The 19,094-nt window shown below is 38.6% G+C and carries 22 protein-coding genes and 2 other annotated features; of the genes, 1 reads left to right on the forward strand and 21 read right to left on the reverse strand.

Features of this window, described 5'->3' with window-relative positions; translation table 11 throughout:
* Positions 1 to 8: 8 nt before the first annotated feature.
* The 19 genes from obgE to NYE73_RS17470 form a co-directional block, all read right to left on the reverse strand.
* The gene (gene obgE, locus NYE73_RS17380) at positions 9 to 1,298 is read right to left on the reverse strand and encodes a GTPase ObgE (RefSeq protein ID WP_066036507.1); all 1,290 of its coding nucleotides are present in this window, start codon (positions 1,296 to 1,298) and stop codon (positions 9 to 11) included.
* Between the two features lie 5 nt (positions 1,299 to 1,303).
* Complete coding sequence (locus tag NYE73_RS17385) at positions 1,304 to 1,831, reverse strand: Spo0B domain-containing protein (RefSeq protein ID WP_048395160.1); 528 nt, start codon at positions 1,829 to 1,831, stop codon at positions 1,304 to 1,306.
* A 177-nt stretch (positions 1,832 to 2,008) separates the two neighbouring features.
* The gene (gene rpmA / locus NYE73_RS17390) at positions 2,009 to 2,308 is read right to left on the reverse strand and encodes a 50S ribosomal protein L27 (protein WP_016991892.1); all 300 of its coding nucleotides are present in this window, start codon (positions 2,306 to 2,308) and stop codon (positions 2,009 to 2,011) included.
* Positions 2,305 to 2,661 carry a ribosomal-processing cysteine protease Prp gene (locus NYE73_RS17395; protein WP_016991891.1) on the reverse strand — a complete coding sequence of 119 codons (357 nt, stop codon included), beginning with the start codon at positions 2,659 to 2,661 and terminating at the stop codon, positions 2,305 to 2,307. The genes rpmA and NYE73_RS17395 overlap by 4 nt, the downstream gene beginning before the upstream one ends.
* Before the next feature lie 16 nt (positions 2,662 to 2,677).
* Positions 2,678 to 2,986 (reverse strand): 50S ribosomal protein L21, encoded by a 309-nt coding sequence (rplU, locus tag NYE73_RS17400; protein ID WP_004226667.1) that lies wholly within the window; start codon positions 2,984 to 2,986, stop codon positions 2,678 to 2,680.
* Positions 2,987 to 3,000: 14 nt separating this feature from the next.
* Positions 3,001 to 3,078, reverse strand: a sequence feature (ribosomal protein L21 leader region).
* 45 nt (positions 3,079 to 3,123) lie between these two features.
* Positions 3,124 to 3,735: a stage IV sporulation protein FB gene (locus NYE73_RS17405; RefSeq protein ID WP_048395158.1), complete on the reverse strand. Its 612-nt coding sequence runs from the start codon at positions 3,733 to 3,735 to the stop codon at positions 3,124 to 3,126.
* Positions 3,725 to 4,279: a peptidoglycan DD-metalloendopeptidase family protein gene (locus NYE73_RS17410; RefSeq protein WP_016991889.1), complete on the reverse strand. Its 555-nt coding sequence runs from the start codon at positions 4,277 to 4,279 to the stop codon at positions 3,725 to 3,727. Before NYE73_RS17410 ends, NYE73_RS17405 begins: the two co-directional genes overlap by 11 nt.
* Before the next feature lie 93 nt (positions 4,280 to 4,372).
* Complete coding sequence (minD, locus tag NYE73_RS17415) at positions 4,373 to 5,170, reverse strand: septum site-determining protein MinD (RefSeq protein WP_004226660.1); 798 nt, start codon at positions 5,168 to 5,170, stop codon at positions 4,373 to 4,375.
* Position 5,171: 1 nt separating this feature from the next.
* A complete protein-coding gene (gene minC, locus NYE73_RS17420) occupies positions 5,172 to 5,840 on the reverse strand; it encodes a septum site-determining protein MinC (RefSeq protein ID WP_004226657.1) in 669 nt (222 codons plus the stop codon).
* Positions 5,841 to 5,867: 27 nt separating this feature from the next.
* Positions 5,868 to 6,392, reverse strand: a complete 525-nt coding sequence (gene mreD / locus NYE73_RS17425; RefSeq protein WP_054550026.1) for a rod shape-determining protein MreD — start codon at positions 6,390 to 6,392, stop codon at positions 5,868 to 5,870.
* Positions 6,392 to 7,306: a rod shape-determining protein MreC gene (gene mreC / locus NYE73_RS17430; protein WP_048395155.1), complete on the reverse strand. Its 915-nt coding sequence runs from the start codon at positions 7,304 to 7,306 to the stop codon at positions 6,392 to 6,394. Before mreC ends, mreD begins: the two co-directional genes overlap by 1 nt.
* A 13-nt stretch (positions 7,307 to 7,319) precedes the next feature.
* Positions 7,320 to 8,339, reverse strand: coding sequence for a rod shape-determining protein (locus NYE73_RS17435; RefSeq protein ID WP_048395153.1), 1,020 nt, complete (start codon positions 8,337 to 8,339; stop codon positions 7,320 to 7,322).
* Between the two features lie 580 nt (positions 8,340 to 8,919).
* Complete coding sequence (gene radC, locus NYE73_RS17440) at positions 8,920 to 9,591, reverse strand: RadC family protein (RefSeq protein WP_175400705.1); 672 nt, start codon at positions 9,589 to 9,591, stop codon at positions 8,920 to 8,922.
* Between the two features lie 33 nt (positions 9,592 to 9,624).
* Complete coding sequence (locus NYE73_RS17445; protein WP_066036508.1) at positions 9,625 to 10,218, reverse strand: Maf family protein; 594 nt, start codon at positions 10,216 to 10,218, stop codon at positions 9,625 to 9,627.
* 98 nt (positions 10,219 to 10,316) lie between these two features.
* Positions 10,317 to 10,961 carry a hypothetical protein gene (locus tag NYE73_RS17450; protein WP_004226648.1) on the reverse strand — a complete coding sequence of 215 codons (645 nt, stop codon included), beginning with the start codon at positions 10,959 to 10,961 and terminating at the stop codon, positions 10,317 to 10,319.
* A gap of 168 nt (positions 10,962 to 11,129) precedes the next feature.
* Positions 11,130 to 12,380 (reverse strand): bifunctional folylpolyglutamate synthase/dihydrofolate synthase, encoded by a 1,251-nt coding sequence (locus tag NYE73_RS17455; protein ID WP_259948261.1) that lies wholly within the window; start codon positions 12,378 to 12,380, stop codon positions 11,130 to 11,132.
* Positions 12,377 to 13,657 carry a bifunctional folylpolyglutamate synthase/dihydrofolate synthase gene (locus NYE73_RS17460; protein WP_259956350.1) on the reverse strand — a complete coding sequence of 427 codons (1,281 nt, stop codon included), beginning with the start codon at positions 13,655 to 13,657 and terminating at the stop codon, positions 12,377 to 12,379. Before NYE73_RS17460 ends, NYE73_RS17455 begins: the two co-directional genes overlap by 4 nt.
* Positions 13,658 to 13,791: 134 nt before the next feature.
* Positions 13,792 to 14,190 carry a hypothetical protein gene (locus NYE73_RS17465; RefSeq protein WP_259948266.1) on the reverse strand — a complete coding sequence of 133 codons (399 nt, stop codon included), beginning with the start codon at positions 14,188 to 14,190 and terminating at the stop codon, positions 13,792 to 13,794.
* Positions 14,191 to 14,447: 257 nt separating this feature from the next.
* A complete protein-coding gene (locus NYE73_RS17470; RefSeq protein WP_048395142.1) occupies positions 14,448 to 17,093 on the reverse strand; it encodes a valine--tRNA ligase in 2,646 nt (881 codons plus the stop codon).
* An 81-nt stretch (positions 17,094 to 17,174) separates the two neighbouring features.
* Positions 17,175 to 17,432, reverse strand: a binding site (T-box leader).
* 102 nt (positions 17,433 to 17,534) lie between these two features.
* On the opposite strand from NYE73_RS17470, the gene NYE73_RS17475 reads away from it, so the two are divergent.
* On the forward strand, positions 17,535 to 17,729 hold the full coding sequence (locus NYE73_RS17475) for a hypothetical protein (RefSeq protein WP_036124009.1): 195 nt from the start codon (positions 17,535 to 17,537) through the stop codon (positions 17,727 to 17,729).
* On the opposite strand, the gene NYE73_RS17480 is transcribed toward NYE73_RS17475, so the two are convergent.
* Both NYE73_RS17480 and NYE73_RS17485 read right to left on the reverse strand, forming a co-directional pair.
* The gene (locus NYE73_RS17480; protein ID WP_259948275.1) at positions 17,706 to 18,380 is read right to left on the reverse strand and encodes a valyl-tRNA synthetase; all 675 of its coding nucleotides are present in this window, start codon (positions 18,378 to 18,380) and stop codon (positions 17,706 to 17,708) included. The two genes, NYE73_RS17475 and NYE73_RS17480, sit on opposite strands and share 24 nt — an antisense overlap.
* Before the next feature lie 170 nt (positions 18,381 to 18,550).
* Positions 18,551 to 18,997, reverse strand: a complete 447-nt coding sequence (locus NYE73_RS17485) for a CoxG family protein (RefSeq protein WP_048395138.1) — start codon at positions 18,995 to 18,997, stop codon at positions 18,551 to 18,553.
* Positions 18,998 to 19,094: the final 97 nt, after the last annotated feature.

Raw genomic sequence — 19,094 nt, forward strand, 5'->3', positions numbered from 1 at the left:
CTCATGTCTTAATCGACAAATTCAAATTCAAACTCTTGTAGGCGTACTGTATCGCCATCTTGTGCTCCACGCTCACGCAGAGCCTCGTCCACACCCATTGCACGCAATTGACGAGCAAAACGACGTATACCATCCTCACGGCTAAAGTCTGTCATTTTAAATAAACGCTCAATTGCATAACCACTAATAATAAATGTACCATCATCATCACGTGTGATTTCGAAATCTTCACCTTTTGCCTCATGCTTGTACATTACGGTTGCGTCTGATTGCTCCTCTAGATCATCATATAGTGGGAATTCAGGCGTTACTTCTAATAGATCGGCAATGGCAAAAAGTAGCTCTTTTAAACCTTGACGTGAAACAGCAGAAATTGGGAAAATTTGAACGTCTTCTCCAACCTTTTGACGGAATGCTGTTAAATTCTCTTCTGCATCTGGCATATCCATTTTATTGGCTACGATAATTTGTGGACGCTCTGTTAAACGAAGATTATATTGTTTTAGCTCTTCATTAATTGTTAAATAATCTTCATATGGATCGCGGCCTTCCATCCCTGACATATCAATGACATGAACGATAACGCGTGTACGTTCGATATGTCGTAAAAATTGATGACCTAATCCAACTCCTTGATGTGCTCCTTCAATAAGCCCTGGTAAATCAGCCATCGCAAAGCTTCGATGGTCATCCGTTTCAATCATGCCTAAGTTCGGTACAATTGTTGTGAAATGATAAGCACCAATTTTTGGCTTAGCCGCGGAAACAACAGATAAAAGTGTTGATTTACCAACACTTGGGAAACCAACTAACCCTACATCTGCTAAAACTTTTAACTCTAATATAACATTTAATTCTTGTCCTGGCTCACCTTTTTCAGAAAGTTCTGGCGCCGGGTTGGCAGGTGTAGCAAAGCGAGAATTACCTCGTCCACCTCTGCCTGCTTTCGCAATAACTGCTCTTTGCCCATGCTCGACTAAGTCAGCAATAACGGCATTTGTTTCTTCATTCATAACCACTGTGCCTGGTGGTACTTTAACAATTAAATCCTCCGCATTTTTACCATGCATGCCTTTACTCATCCCATGCTCGCCGCGAGGTGCTTTAAAATGGCGTTTATAGCGGAAATCCATTAATGTTCGTAAGCCCTCTTCTACTTCAAATACAACGTTACCACCGTGTCCACCATCTCCACCAGCTGGACCACCATTTGGTACATATTTTTCACGGCGAAAGGCTACCATACCATCTCCGCCATCGCCACCTTTAACATAAATCTTTACGTGATCGACAAACATTTAGTTCACTCCCTATTTGCACTCAAGACATATTGCCAGCGTGTAGTTGTCTGCTCAATTGTTTGAATGTCGAATTGTTTCAAACCTTTTTCGGTGAATGCATCAGCACTCCATAACCCATTTAGCGTGAATGTCACGGCAAATGTATGATCGTCAACACGTACATCAAGCGTTAGGATCTGCTCTGTAAATGGATCTAATGTATCATAAACATGCATAACTGTTTTGTTTAAATAATCTACAACTTCCTGATCAATATCATTGGTCACAGGCTTTTTTATCTCACCGCTTAGCTTCCAAGCTAATGATGGGTAACGCCATCCTGCTGTTTGAAGCCATTCAATTGTTTGTGGTAATTGTAGTCGATTGAGGATAGAAAATACTCGTAATTGTTCTGAATAATGTTGAATAAGTTTTTTCGATTCCTCGATTCTACCTAAATCTAAATTCATGCGAATCAGTTGCAGTTGATTCACATAATCATGATTTGCAAAACGTAATACTTCACTAATGGTTAGTGATTGATTGTTCATCCCATTCACTCCAATAAAGTTATCCTTACTAGTATAACAAGTTTTGCTGTATTTTTCCCTTAATTCTTTAATCAATTATACCTTGGTGTCATTGCGTCCAATCGGCTTTTTTGAAATTTAGCCAAAAAAAGGACTGCAATAAATGCAGTCCTCCGCTTTATGTTATCTTATAAAAGATTAAGCTTCTTGTGTTGTTGGATAAACAGATACTTGTTTGCGATCGCGACCTAAACGTTCAAATTTAACAACGCCGTCAACTTTAGCAAATAGTGTATCGTCACCACCACGACCTACGTTTGTACCTGGGTAAATTTTTGTACCGCGTTGACGGTAAAGAATTGAACCACCTGTTACGAATTGGCCATCAGCACGTTTTGCACCAAGTCGTTTAGACTCAGAGTCACGTCCGTTTTTAGTAGAACCTACCCCTTTTTTCGATGCAAAAAGTTGAAGGTCTAATGCTAATAATAATTTCATCGAGTTCCACCTCCTACTTGGTTGTAGTTGATTTGGATGTATTGTCCGTAATTTTGCACCATAGAATACACTTGGGCAGTCATTACTTGAACAATTAACTGTAGTTTTGCATCTACTTCAGGCTCTATGTCTGATGGTAAATCTACCTTGAGATAGCCTCCACCTTCAGCAGCTTGTTCGATTTCTGGCTGAATTTGTAATAATGCATAAATAGCATTCACTGTACCGATGGCTATAGTTGATGCTCCTGCACATACTAAATCCTTACCAGATTCATCATAACCAGCATGTCCTGAAAATTCGAATGCTGACACATGTCTATTTTCATCGTGATGAATCGTAACTTGTATCATTCGCTATACCTCACAATTAAGCGTTGATTGCTTCAACAACTAATTTTGTGTAAGGTTGACGGTGACCTTGTTTACGACGGTAGTTCTTTTTAGCTTTCAATTTGAAAACAACGATTTTTTTCGCACGGCCTTCTTTAACAACTTTAGCTGTTACAGTAGCACCTTCTACGAATGGAGCGCCAACTTTAACGTTTTCGCCACCTACGAATAAAACTTTATCAAAAGTTACAACCTCATCAGCTTCTACGCCTAATTTTTCAACATAGATTTCTTGACCAGCTTCTACTTTGACTTGTTTACCACCAGTTTCAATAATTGCGTACATTTTACTGCACCTCCTCTTAGACTCAGACTCGCCTGTTTCATAAGGTGATCTTACTAGACACTTAAACCTTTACAGAGCGGTTGTAGTAGCACGGGTGCTACAAACAATAACATTAAAATATTACCACACGAATTTTTTCAAGTCAATCTATTCATAACATATTTTTCAAAAGCAACTCGATATTTTCGATAACGCCATTCTTTCAACACTTGCAACCAAATGAATAAATTTATGATGGCTAAAAAAATAGATTGTGGCAAGAACTTGAAAGTGACAAGTAATAGTATAGTAGCTACGATGAATGATAACCAATAATATAGCTCTATCACGTGAGCTCTTGGATATTTTAAAAATAGGCAGGCTAACAATATCCTTCCACCATCTAACGGTATGATGGGTACAATATTTACAGCCAATAACACGAGTTGTACATTTATAAGCTTAGTAGCGAGTAAATCAGGCATAAAAAAAGCGAGGCCAATCCCAATAATCGTAGCGATTGGCCCTCCTAATGCAATCCATAGGAGTGACGAAGCTTGCACAACCGCTGGATTTTCAAATTGAATTTCTCCCCCGTATGGTGTAATTACGCAGGATTTCACCTTCACTCCACACATTACTGCCGCAACTAAGTGACCAGCCTCATGCCACAGTAAGGAAAACAGAATGATCGCGTAATAGGCTAACTGGCCACTAAAAATCATGACAAATACGAGAGGGATACACAGAAGATGTAATTTAATCCTCATTTGTCTCCGTCGTTTCAAGCCATTGTACAATTTGCTCTAAATCATAATGGGCATCTCCCTTTTCGATGGACACATAAAGTTGACCCGCTTCTTTCATGCCAATTAAATCATTTGCTTGAATAGATGTGTATGGTAGTTGAGCTAAACTATCTAACATACCATAGGAAACGGTTGTACCATCTTCATAGCTGATGGTCATGGTCTTACCTGTGTACTTTGTATGGCCAGTAAAAACGACTAATCCATTTTGACCAGCATAGATAGGTAAGCCAACATCATACTGCAATAGATAGCCTTCTTTAAATACTTGGGCATTCGCAAATGTTAAAAGATCTGCTTGCCCTACATCACTAGAAACCATGATGGTCTCTTTTTCTTTTTCAAACCAGCTTTGCCCGAGCTCACTTAAATACGTTAAATCAGCAGAGGTTGTAACAAGCTTCCGAACAGGTGTATCCACTACACCCTGGTCCTCTAAACGAATTACAAGCATGATCGCCGCCACAAGAAGTATCGTGACAAACCATTTCCATTTTTTAAACAAGCCCTCATCCTTTTTTCCTCACTATATGTGATTGCATGTCCAAACATGCACAAGAAAAAACCTTCTCGTACAATTGCACGAAAAGGTTTTAATTTATTTTGAGAAAAGGGCTTTAAGTTTTGAAAACATCCCTCTTTGCTCATCTTGTATAGCCATTAATGGCACTGATTCACCAAGAATACGACGGGCAATATTTCGATAGCCTAATGACGCTTTATTTGAGGGGTCCATTACAATTGGTTCACCTTTATTAGAAGATGAAATGACACCTTCACTGTCTATAATAATGCCTAATAAATCAATAGATAAATGAGTTGTAATTTCATTGACATCCAGTGTGTCACCGCTCTTCATCATATGTTGTCGAATACGATTAATGATGAGTTTAGGTGCTGTTATCTCTTCCTGCTCCAGTAAACCAATAATACGATCTGCATCACGAACAGCAGAAATTTCAGGTGTTGTGACAACAATCGCATGATCTGCACCAGCAACAGCGTTACGGTAGCCTTGCTCAATTCCCGCTGGGCAATCGATTAATACATAATCATAGTCTCTTTTCAATTCCTCTACTAAGCTCTTCATTTGCTCAGGGGTAACAGCATTTTTATCTGTTGTTTGAGCAGCAGGTAATAAAAATAGTTTCTCATCTACGCGTTTATCCTTAATCAATGCTTGATGAATTTTACAGCGTCCTTCCACCACATCGACTAGGTCATAAATAATACGATTTTCAAGGCCTAAAATCACATCTAAATTACGTAGGCCAATATCTGTATCCACTAAACATACTTTTTTACCTTGTAGAGCCAATGCAGTCCCAAGGTTAGCCGTTGTCGTTGTTTTACCGACACCGCCTTTACCTGAAGTTATGACGATCGCTTCTCCCACACTAGCTTCCTCCCTTAGACACATTTAACAATGGTCGAATATTTTTTAAGGCATGAATTTGATCGTACGTAATGCGTCCATCGTAGCCAATAAATGCACAAGTCATTTCTACTTGATTAATCGCTTTTACATGTTCATCTGACATTACCTGAACTTGATCGGCAATCATGATATGCGTGGCTTCAAATCGAGATGCTGCAATGATTGCTTCTTTATTGCCTTGCATACCAGCATGTGCAATCCCTTTAAGTCTACCTAGGACATATACATTACCTCCAGCCTCAACACGACCGTTTGGATTGACATTTCCTATGATGGTAATATCCCCGGATGAACGCAGAATTTGTCCTGATCTGACCACTCCTATATATGTATCTTGTTGGCTTTCAAACATCTTCTGGTTGCTTTCGTGGACAGTCAGTACTTCACTTTGCACCTTCGATACAATAAGCTGTTCTGTTTCTTCTATAATTTTTATAAGTTCATTTAATTGTTCTTCAGTACAGTATCGATAGCCTAAGTATAATTGTACATCAACTTTACCATCGATACCGCCCTCTAAAACCTTATTCTTTAATTCTTCCACTAGTTCACCATACGCACATTGGTCGTCTAGGCGTAGTACAAAACCGTCCTTCGTTCCCTTCATATTAACTAACTGTTTTTTCATGAATGCCTCACCTCACGTTGTTCTTTGTTAAGAAACCTCACGTGCTCTCTGTAAGACACGCGCATTAATTAGATACTTGAAGGCCCACCCAAGAATCATTAAAAATAAAGCATTCGCAATGATTGTTGGTAGTAGTCGTGAACGTAAGAAATCCGCTAAAGGAATTGCTGTAAAATCGATTAGGAAAAAGAATTGATAGAGAATAAATTCTAAAATCGCTACTAGTATAACTGAAATTGTAGTTGTTACAACTAAGTGCTGATGTATAACTTTCACGATAGACCCTGCCAAAAAACATATAAGTGGATAAAGTACTGAATATAATCCAATAATATCAATGTAAAACACATCATACAAGACACCAAAAAAAAGTCCATACATTACCGCACGTTGACGGCTGTAATAGATGGATATAAAAATAAGGTATAAGATTAAAAAACGCGGTACCAGAAAATAGACTTCCCCTTTAATTTCAATCGGGGAAAGCATAGCAAATTCTGGTTCTAACAGGAATAGTAAAACCGCTACAGAGGGGATGAGAAATCGAACCATCACTCCGCCTCCTCTTCACTTGCCTCTTGCGGATTCGATAAATCCTCATTCGTTGCATTGCCATCTGATCCATCAATACTTGTGGATGTTCGCTTGGCAATCACAACATGCTCTAAAATTGAAAAATCAGCAGATGGTTTGACATACGCCATTTTCGTTAAACCAAAGTCATCTGTACTAACTTCCGTAATTTCTCCTATCGGCACTCCCTTAGGGAAAATACCACCAAGACCTGAAGAAACTACTTGCTCGCCTTCTTTCACCTTCATGCTAGAATCGATTCGCTTCATAATGAGTTCATTACGTTCTTCATCAAAGCCCTCGATTAAACCGTATGCTTCTTTTTCTCCTAGCACCATCGCGGAAACACGATAGTTTGGATTATTTGTATTTAAAAGCTCTACCTCAGATGTGAAAGGTGTAACTAGGGTAATTTTCCCCACTAACCCTTTCGCGGTCATAACTGCCATATTTTTTTTGACTCCATGAGAAGACCCTTTATCTAAAATAATTTTCTCTTCCCACTGGTCAGGATTTCTAGCAATCACTGTTGCTTGAATTGGATTAAATGCCTTTAAGCTCTCAGTTTTATCCAAAAGCTCTCGAAGCTTGTTATTCTCTGATTTTAAATCCGTAGCCTCAGCTTGTACAACTGCAAAATCTTCTAAGCGTGCTTTTAAACGTTTATTTTCTTCGTACGTGTTTAAGAGGGAGTCAATACTATTAAAAACACCATTAATATAATTCGCCGGCTTCGCAACAAGCGATTGTGCGAAACCGACAGTATCTTTAATAATTTGCTCTGGTAAAGTTGCATTCGTCCGATCACGTAATGAGAAGCTAATCAATGCCACAAGAAAAACCATGCCTATGAGCAGCAAAATTACTTTCTTATTGAAAAAAAAGTGTGGCATTGCCTAAACCTCCTTACCCTTTAACTTGTTGTTGACGAATTAAGTCGATATGATCTAATGCCTTACCTGTACCAATCGCTACACAGTCTAAAGGATCTTCTGCAATGAATACTGGCATATTTGTCTCTTGGCTGATTACTTTGTCTAAGTTTGTTAGCAGTGCCCCACCACCAGTTAATACAATACCGCGCTCCATTACATCAGCAGATAATTCTGGAGGTGTTTGTTCTAATGTTTTACGAACACCGTCAATAATAGAGGAAACCGCTTCACGTAATGATTCAGAAATTTCCTGTGAAGAAATTTCGATTGTTTTCGGTAAACCTGTTAACAGGTCACGTCCTCTAATATCCATTCGTGCTTCTGGTCCTTCTGCCAATGCCGTACCAATTTCCATTTTTACGGCTTCCGCTGTACGTTCACCAATTGTTAAATTATACGTTTTACGGATATACGAAATGATGGATTGATCCATTGCATCACCACCAACACGTACAGATTCACTCGTTACAATACCACCTAAAGAAATAACGGCAACTTCTGTTGTACCTCCACCGATATCAACAACCATTGACCCTGTAGGATCCCATACAGGAAGATTTGAACCGATTGCTGCTGCAAATGGCTCTTCGATTGTGAACGCCTCTTTTGCACCTGCTTGTCGTGCAGCATCAATAACAGCACGCTGCTCCACTGAAGTAATACCATAAGGTACACAAATCATAACATTTGGTTTTTTCCAGTTGCCTCCAGAGTTTTTACATGCTTCTTTTAAATAATACTCAATCATTGCTGTTGTAATATCGAAGTCAGCAATAACGCCATCTTTCATTGGACGAATCGCTACGATTGAGCCAGGTGTTCGACCAATCATATTTTTCGCATCATTACCAACGGCAACAATATCCCCTGTTTTTGTATTTTTTGCTACAACTGAAGGTTCACGTAATACGATTCCCTTTCCTTTAATAAACACTAATGTATTCGCTGTGCCGAGGTCAATCCCGACATCTTTGCTTCCTAGTCCAAACAAATTGTGTACTCCCTTTCTATATAAGCCATACTTTCGTTGACATCCAATATATTTGACGACAATGTATAGGAAATTGAATTGTGTAAATACACAATTGACTCCTTTCAACGTCCATAACACCTGTCAAATTTTTTTATCTCCATCAGTTGGTAGTTTACACCTATGAAAAAACTACACACTCATTCACCTCACCACCAATTTTGATGGGAGTCCTCCCTGAATAAAGATAAAATTCATACCGTTCATTATAACGGAAAAACGCAAGAATTTGTAGTATCACATACTTCATCTCACAGAAAAGATACTATTTTAATTCCCTCTTAAACTAAAAATAGTACGTATAGATTAGCATATAATTTTTATTCCCATAAGACAATGTGTATCAGGCTACCAATTTTTGTGAAGATAATTGCTTTTCTATGAATACATTAACGTTATGTAAGAAAAAAGGTTCGCCAATATACCACAAAAAAATACAAAAATTTTATGACTGGTTATAATTAAGGTCATTTATAGTAATAGAATCTTCTATACAACAAAATGGATTCATCATAAAAAACTCTGCATATTGTATGCAGAGTTAAAAATATCCTTTTTCCTTTAAACTAATATATTGATGGTCGCCGATGATGACGTGATCAATTAACTCTATCCCTATAATATAGCCTGCTTCAACAATTCGCTTTGTTACTTCAATGTCCTCCGTGCTCGGTGTTGGCACCCCACTTGGATGGTTGTGGGCACATATAATAGAAGCGGCAGACCTTTTGACAGCTTCTCGAAATATTTCTCTAGGATGAACGATGGATGCATTTAAACTACCAATGAAAATCGTTTGCTTATGAATAATTTGATTTTTTATATTTAAAAAAAGCACTACAAAATGCTCCTGATTAAGCGAGGTCATATCAGGCATTAAGTAAGTTGCTGCATCTTGTGGAGAACGTATTGTGAATTTCTCATCATTATGTTTTTGAGCCAGTCTTCTACCAAGTTCAACAGCAGCCATTAATTGAATGGCTTTCACCTCGCCTATTCCTTTAATAGCCATCATTTCTTCGATGGTTGCATGCTTCAAATGATGGAGTCGTTCAAAAACATTTAACACCCTATTTGCAAGAACAAGCACAGATTCTTCCTTTGTGCCTGTCCTCAATAAAATAGCGAGTAGCTCTTGATTCGATAAACTCTCAGCTCCTTGTCGTAATAGCCGTTCACGGGGGCGATCCTCTATATTGACATCACGTATCATCAAAGTTGGTAAAGCGTCTTCTAGCAAAAATATTCACTCCTTCGCAAATTGGACTATCTGTAGATCCACCAATTGCGAAAACAAAGTTGCAAGTGGTAAACCTACAACATTGTTATAATCTCCTTCAATTCTTTTAACTAATAGTGTACCAATCGTTTGAATGCCATAACCACCCGCTTTATCAAAAGGATCTCCTGAATCTACATAAGCTTCGATTAATTCCTGCGATAGACGGTGGAAAACAACTGTAGTCTCTTCCACAAAGGTCGTTTCCTTTCCATTCGGTTCGATTATAGCGACCGCAGTCATCACACTATGTTTGTTATTTGACAAACGTAATAAGTGAGAAATAGCTTCCTCACGCGTTTTAGGTTTATGTAGTAGCTCTTGATTGTAAACAACGATTGTATCTGCACCAATAATCGTGGCATTAGCTGCTTTTTTGGCTACATCACGCGTCTTCAATAAAGCTACTCCTTTTACATAATCCTGCATTGTATGAGCTTGTACACTTGTTTCTTCCACTTCACTTGTCAAGACTTCAAACGGGAGTGCTAGCATGTTAAGCAATTCCTTGCGCCTAGGGGAAGCAGAAGCAAGGACAAGCTTATGATTTGTTTTTAACATTATCTGATCATTCCTCCTTATCCTTATGATACAGAAGAATGCACAATTTGAAAATTTTCAAAAAAACAAGATAATGAAGATTTCATTATTATTTATTGTTAAAACTTCACTTGAAGACACGTATTTTTAGATTGGTAATGTGCAAAAACATGCAGACGAATGATGTTGATATCGTTGGAAATAGTAGAGGCCGCTGCGCCAATGGACTGCCAATCCTCAGGTAGCGTTGAGTCCTTGCCATTTTCCTTAAAATTTAATTTTGCGGCATTTTTATCTGCTAAAGCAGTTGGTAGTTCTGCCAAGGTAGGTTCTTTACAGCTTTCACCACTGACGCTAAATGCCTTTTTAAAGGTTGCAGGGTCCTGTAAAAATTTTAGCTGACTTTCCTCCGTCACCATGCTTGTCCACACATAAAACTTGTCATCAACTTGAACGATCGCGCTCTCTTTTAAGGCAGGATACTCAGCAACAAATGAACTTGCGCTCTCATAGTTTGAATACACGCCAGCTTGGCTTGCATAAAACATCGATGCATTAGATGTATTGGTTGTCTCCCCGGCAGTTGGAATCGTTTCTGTTTGTGATTGATTATTTGCCACTTCACTACCATTTTTCTTTAAAGGTAACTGTGTGCTGGCTTGTAAAACGCCCAGAAAAATTGCTACACCTAATAGACCAACAAATCCACCAATAATCATTGCTCGAAATATTTGTTTTTTCATCACATGACTTACAATTTTCATTCAACTATCACCTCATCCTTCCACCTATCTATGCCAACATCATATGATATTATATGTACATTCCAAAGGGTAAATGCGAATTTATTATTTTTTGATACGGAACTCATTGCAATCCTAAATTTGCAGCCATAAAAAAACTAGGACTCCCTATCAAGAGCCCTAGTTATTTCATTGTTTTAATCTATGACGAACCTCTGTTAATAAATATAACGAGCCTGCTACAATGGTTCTCTGCTGTCTATGTGATTGTGCCTGTATAAAGGATGCATAGTCAAGCAAGGTTGTTTTCGATGTTGCATGAGAAAGTTTGACCATTTGATGGGCTGGCATTGCTCGTGAATTAGCAAAATCGACAAAGTAAAAGTCATCACTCACCTGCTCTAGAATTCCGAGAATCTGCTGAACATCTTTATCTGCTAGTATGCCAACGACAAATGTTATCTGCTCATTTGGATATTCACACTGAATCGTTTCTATTAATTTTTCAGCACTTGCAGGATTATGCGCACCATCCAATATAACGAAAGGCATTATTTCTTCAAAGCGTCCCAAAATAGAAGCCTTTTGCACAGCTTGACGAATAGTTGTTTGATCAATAGACACGTCTAATTCTGACGCCACTTCAAAAAATGCTGTAATGGCGAGAGCCATATTGTTTCCCTGATGTGTCCCCTTCATAGAACGATTCAGGTTCGCAATTTGGAACTGCTGTACGTCATTCATATAGCTTTCTCCATCAGTTGTTTGCTTAATGGCAAAATGTTGACCTAATGCAAATAGAGTGGCTTTTTTTCGAACGGCTACTGCATCCACAACTCGCTTCGCCTCACCAGGCAAATCACCAATAATAACTGGACGTTGTTGTTTAATAATACCTGCTTTATGGTGTGCAATGCTTTCAAGCGTATCCCCTAAAAACTTTGTGTGTTCTAAAGCAATACTTGGGATAATAGAGACAATAGGTGTTACCACATTTGTACTATCCAATAAACCACCCATTCCCGCTTCAATCAGCGCAATATCCACCTGCCCATTGACAAAATGTAAAAATGCCGCCACCGTCAGCAATTCAAAATCGGTTAGTTTGCCACTCAGCCCAACCTCATGCATCTGTTGGAAAACTTGATCCATTTCAGCCTCTGTTATAGGTTGACCAGCTATTTGAATTTGGTCATGAACATCAACGATACATGGTGACATAAATTTGCCCACGCGTAAGCCATGTTCTTGTGCAATTGCCTCTAGAAATGTTAACGTAGAGCCTTTGCCATTTGTACCCGCTAAGTGGACAACACGCAAAGTTTGCTCAGGATTACCTAAATATGATAAAGCCTCTTCAATCGCTGTAAGACCTGGTTTAATGATATCATCACTTTTAACCTGCCATTTCTCTTTATAATGATCAAAGTTTGGGATCATCGTCCTTCCTCCTGTAGCCACTGTCGAGCTTGTGCTATAAAGTATAATGAGCCTGTAATGACAACAATATCCTCTTTTTGGCGTTCTTGTAATAGTGTTTGAAGGCTTTTTAGCCATTCTGTATGAACCGTTTTATTTGCATGAGTCGACAACGTCGCTAAGCTTTCAGCAGGCATTGCATTCGGTAGATCTATTTGTGTAAAAGTGATCGAGGTGGCAACAGCATCCATTAGTTCTATGCTGTTAGCATGATCCTTATCTGCTAATGCCGCGTAAATAAAGCGATAATTGTTTCTTGGATAGACATTTTTTAGTGTTTGGATCAGAGCAGCTGTCCCCTCTGAATTATGAGCACCATCTAGCACAATTTGATTCGGCCATTGCTCAAAGCGGCCTGCCCATTGCGCACATTGTAGACCTTGACAAATAGAATCATCAGTAATGACAATTGTCCCCTGCTCACGTAATGTTAGCATGGCTGTGATGGCCAAACTTGCATTATTTATTTGATGTTGACCAGCCATTTTTAATGGTACATCCTTCATCAAGACAGGGTCCTTTTCATATGTAAAATGCTGATAGTCAGTACTTTGCCAACTATTTGTCACCATGAAGTCTTGACCTAAAACATAGCACGTCGCATGTCGTTCCTCTGCCGTGGCTTTAATGACAGCCAATGCCTCCTCATTATGAACACCTACAACAACTGGTATGCCTTCCTTGATGATGCCAGCTTTTTCTGCGGCAACCTTTGCGAAAGTGTCGCCTAAAAAGGCTGTATGCTCTAACGAGATCGTTGTAATAATAGCTAAAAGCGGTGTTACGACATTTGTCGCATCCAAACGCCCTCCAAGCCCTGTCTCAATAAGCGCTATATCTACACCTTCATGTGCAAAATACTGAAACATAATGAGTGTAACTACCTCAAAAAAGCTTGGAAATTCACCATTGTAGTGTTCTTCTATAATTTTCGCAAGTTTATTGAAATAGTAGAGAAATTGCTCATCCGAAATCTGGTGGCCGTTAATGGTCATACGTTCATTAACTCGCTCTAAATGTGGAGACGTAAATGCCCCTACAGTGTAGCCTGCATGTTGAAGCATTTCTCTTAATGCATTCACCGTAGAACCTTTACCATTTGAACCTGCTACATGGATTACTCTTAGCTTGTTGTGAGGTTCATCTAAATGTCCTAGTACTTCCCGCATAAGGACAAGTGGCGCACGTTTATGATCAACTGCTTTTAATGTAAAAATAAATTTTGTACATTCGTTCATTGTGTTAAACAAAAGAAACACTCCTTCTTACTGCAATATCTTTATTTTAGTACAAGTAACGTTTAATAACATAGCAAAATGACAAAATACAAAAAACACGCAGCTAGCAACTGCGTGTTCGTATTAATATTATTTTAGTGTACTTTGTGAGCACCTAATAAAGCACCCATATTATTTAATATGGTTTTTGCATCACTGTTTAATAATGGATGAACATCTGGGCGTTGCACTAAGTCAAAAGCATTTTTTAACGTTCTTTTTAGCATCGATATATCAAAATCCGAGCAATACTCATTAATTTTTTGGATCGTTAATAAATCTGTTCGTGATAATTTAGTGCCATCCTGTTGGGGATTACTATTTGCTAATATGTGCTTAATCAGGACACGGCCACTTGTATTCAATAAACGATAATACTTTGCTTCGGATAATTTTAAGAGATTCGTTTCGATCAATACTCTCGCGCTTACAAAGTCTAATTCATCACATGCTTTGTTGACTTTTGTAATAATGGTTGCAATATTTCCTGACATTCTCAACACCTCCATTGGCTCTTATTTTCTTTACTAACAAAGACTGTCTATCTAAAAACCCATCCATTTAGATTTGGTTTTTCACGGCTAAATAACATGAAATTAGGGTTTGTTTCCTATTAGCTCAGCGTTGAACATCATCTATTAGACCAATTTATTTAAAATAATACTATATATTTTTTCCTAATTCAATGTATATCTTTAGCTCTACATAAAAAAAGCAATGGATGACTTTTTCGTCATCCATTGCTTCGTCTTTACATATTTTTTAATTCTTCTAAACGTTTTAACACAACTGCATGCTTGCTTTCGTAATCTGCTAATTTCTCACGTTCTGCGTTGACTAACGCTTCCGGTGCTTTCGATACAAACTTCTCATTCGATAATTTACCTGTAACAAGCTTTACTTCTTTTGCCCATTTCTCTAATTCTTTTTCAAGACGGGCAATTTCTTCCTCAAGATTGATCAGTCCAACAAGAGGCAGGAATACCTGTGCTCCTGTTACAACAGCAGTCATTGATTGTCCTGGAGCCTCTAAACCTTCACCAATTGTTAAAGTGTCAGGATTACAGAATTTTTCTAGATATGCTTGATTATCTTTAAGTACAGCTGCTGTTGCTGCATCTTTCGCTGAAATAAACAACGGTACTTTTTTGCTCATCGGTGTATTTACTTCCGCACGAATATTACGTACTGAACGTATAATATCCATTAGGAGCTTCATATTATCTGCTTCATCAGCAAAATGAAGATCTGTGCGTACTGTTGGCCATGCTGCCACTGTAATAGATTCACCTTCGTGTGGTAAGTGCTGCCAGATTTCTTCTGTAATGAAAGGCATAAATGGATGTAAAAGACGCATTGTTTGATCTAGTACGTAAGCTAAAATAGATCGAGTTGTCTTTTTAGCTGCTTCATCCTCACCGTAAAGTGGTAATTTTGCCATTTCAATATACCAAGAACAGAAATCATCCCAAATGAAATTGTATAATTCACGGCCAACTTCGCCGAATTCATAACGCTCTGCAAGAGAGGTTACACGTTCAATCGTTTCATTTAAGCGCGTTAAAATCCATTTGTCAGCTACTGATTTTTCACCAGTTAAATCGATCTCATCATATGTCATACCATCCATATTCATAAGCGCAAAACGTGATGCATTCCAAATCTTATTGGCAAAGTTCCATACTGCTTCAACTTTTTCAGTTGTATAGCGTAAATCTTGACCAGGTGATGAACCAGTAGCTAAGAAGTAGCGTAATGAATCTGCACCGTATTGTTCAATGACATCCATTGGATCAACACCATTACCAAGTGATTTACTCATTTTACGCCCTTCACCATCACGTACTAAACCATGAATTAGCACATCTTTAAATGGACGTTGATCTGTAAACTCAAGGCCTTGGAAAATCATTCGAGAAACCCAGAAGAAAATAATATCATAGCCTGTTACTAATGTATTTGTTGGATAGTAACGTTTATATTCTTCATTTGCTTCATCTGGCCAACCCATAGTAGAAAACGGCCATAGTGCTGAAGAGAACCATGTATCTAGTACATCTTCATCTTGCGTCCAGTTTTCTGCATCTGCTGGGGCTTCTTTACCTACGTATATTTCGCCTGTTTCATTATGGTACCAGGCTGGGATTTGATGGCCCCACCATAATTGACGAGAAATACACCAATCGCGTATATTCTCCATCCAGCGGGAATATGTGTTTTCAAAACGAGCAGGAACAAAGTTTACTTTCCCTTCTTCGTCCTTTTGCAGCTCTAGGGAAGCATCAGCAAGTGGTTGCATTTTAACGAACCATTGTGCTGAAAGATATGGCTCAACAACAGCACCAGAACGTTCAGAGTGTCCTACTGAATGCATATGCTCTTCAATGCGAATTAACACACCTGCTTCTTGTAAATCAGCAACAATTTGCTTGCGGCATTCGAAGCGATCCATTCCTTTATATTTGCCAGCAAGATCATTCATTGTGCCGTCTTCATTCATTACTAGAATGCGCTCTAGATTATGACGATTACCAACTTCAAAGTCGTTCGGATCATGGGCTGGTGTCATTTTTACAACCCCAGTACCAAATTCCATATCAACGTACTCATCAGCAACAATTGGAATTTCGCGACCTACAATCGGTAAAATAACGTTTTTACCAATTAAGTGCTGATAACGCTCATCATTCGGGTGAACAGCTACCCCAGAGTCACCAAGCATTGTTTCGGGACGTGTTGTAGCAACTTCTACATAGCCAGAGCCATCAGCTAATGGATATTTCATATGATAGAAGGCACCTTGCACATCCTGATAAATTACCTCGATATCAGATAATGCTGTTTTTGCTGCTGGGTCCCAGTTGATAATACGTTCACCACGATAAATTAAACCTTTTTCATATAACTGAACAAAAACTGTTTTTACCGCATCTGAAAGACCTTTGTCTAATGTGAAACGTTCACGTGTATAATCTAATCCAAGACCAAGCTTTGCCCATTGATCACGAATATGTCCCGCATACTCTTCTTTCCATTCCCATGTTTTTTCGAGGAATTTTTCACGTCCTAAATCATAACGTGTAATATTATCCTCACGCAGCTTGGCTTCTACTTTTGCCTGTGTTGCTATACCAGCATGGTCCATACCTGGCAACCATAGGGCATCATAGCCTTGCATGCGTTTCATACGAATGAGAATATCTTGTAATGTTGTATCCCAAGCATGACCAAGGTGTAATTTACCTGTTACGTTCGGTGGTGGAATAACGATTGAATAGGGCTTTTTCCCACTTTCAGGCTGTGCCTCGAAGAACTTCCCTTGTAACCACCATTCATAGCGACCAGCTTCAATGGACTGTGGGTCATATTTAGTTGGCATTGAAATGTTTTCTGTCATATTGACTCCTCCTATTGTTTGAAAACTGTTGGTAAAGAAATACTATTTATTTTTTTACCCAATAAAAAAACTCCTCTCGTCTAAAAGGACGAAGGAGTTTTAGTTCGCGGTACCACCTTTAATTCCAGCAGGGTTAAGATAAATGTTAAAAAACATATTTTCTCAGCCTATTCTACTGGCTCTCAATTCGGTAACGGTGTTTAACCGGCTTTAACTACTATTAGTTCACTAAAGCTGCTCAAGGGCTACCTTCAATTTCGTACAAATAGAAACTTCTCAGCTACCGTTTCCTCTCTGAAAATGTAGTCAAAATTTACTCTTCCCTATCATAGCATCTGTATTTGATTTTCCTTATTGTACCGCAGGATCGTGTCATTTTTCAAGTGATTTAGTCATCTTTTAGTAAGAGGAAAGTAAATAGAAAAGGAAGTGACAATTCAAATGCGACGACGCAAGTATAACCCTTGGCTTTTACCACCTTGGCTACGACAAGTTCGTTTTTATTGCAGAACCATCATCGTGCCGATTTGTGCTTTTCAGTTTATCCGTGTCATTATTGTGCCAACATCAGGTGATTTAGTCTTCTTATTACTCCTGCTACTTCTCTGCTATTTACTTTTGAAAGACATCATTTGAAACACGAACTTTAAGCGGTGTATATTCTTCTGTTAGATCCCAAATCATAGAAGGCACTTCATGCCAAGTACTGGATTCGCGTACAACAATATGGCTTGAGGATTCTCTTAATACAGCTTTTTGGTCAACTGTTGTAGAATTCTCTTGGCGTGAAGCTGCTGCTACTGCGGCAGGTTGTTTCACTTGAACACTTTCTTCAATTGCAGCCAATGTCTCCTCTTGTTCGAAAGCATGTGTTGATAGGTGCGGATTGTCTAACACATCTTTTTCAACAACAGGTTCATATTCATTGAAAGCGCTTGTGACTGTCCACTCAAGCTGACACATCTGATTTGTTAGACTAGGGCGAATATCCTTGACCATTAAATCTTTGACATCTGATTCTTTTGGTAAATCCACATGTAAAGGAACGGCATATTCAAAATAACCAGTATCTCCTTGAATATCAAGGGCATCAATTGTAATTAAATCTTCATTTTCCGCAAATGCTTGCATATCTTGAAAATCAAAGCGAACGTGTGCGGTGATATGATAGATGCCCATAAGTCGCAAAGAATCCTCTAACTGCATTTCCTGCCACTGTGGCTTAATTTGAACAGCTGCTATTTCAGTTGGGCAGCCATATCCAGGAAAACAAAATGTTTCGCGCATATTCCAAGTTTTGTGTTCGATAATAATCCCTCCCTTTGCATCATATGACGATTTGAAGGATAGTATGCTAGGATGTTGCCATTTGAACAGAGTTAAAAATAGATACTACTAAAAAAATGGCATGCTAGAAGTAATAGTCTAGCATGCCATTCCCATGGATGTTCGTATCATTAAACATTTACTAATTTAATTTTATTAGCTACACGATCTGTTAGCATTTGTGTTGCCTTTGGTACGATCGGTTTAAAAATCGGATTGAGAACAGGGCCAGCTAACCCGCCTGCAATGACTTCTAAGAATCCTGTCATTTTAGTATTTTCAGCGTCGATACTTTCTGCGAGGAAATAGCCATTTCCTGTGAAGTTATCAGAAAGCCCCTTTAATTCAAATGTAACTTTTGATGGTGCTATCCATTCTAAGATTGTAATTTCTACTTCAACTGTTTTTTTCAAAACGCCAACATTGCCTTTAAAAGTCCAAGTGGAGTGTTTCTCATCAATCATTTCATGTGCATTATAACCAGGGACAAGCTTTGCCCATTTTTCCATATCACTAACGAAATCCCATACATGTTCAATCCCTACGGGTACTTCGACCGTGTGTGTGCCTGTTGCCATATCAATTCACTACTTTCTTTTATGAATAGCTATATTATAAACGATATCGCCCACAATTTGGCTATGCTGAAAGATGTAATTTTGACAAAAGCAGGTC

Source organism: Lysinibacillus sp. FSL K6-0102 (assembly GCF_038003545.1).
Classification (GTDB): domain Bacteria; phylum Bacillota; class Bacilli; order Bacillales_A; family Planococcaceae; genus Lysinibacillus; species Lysinibacillus capsici.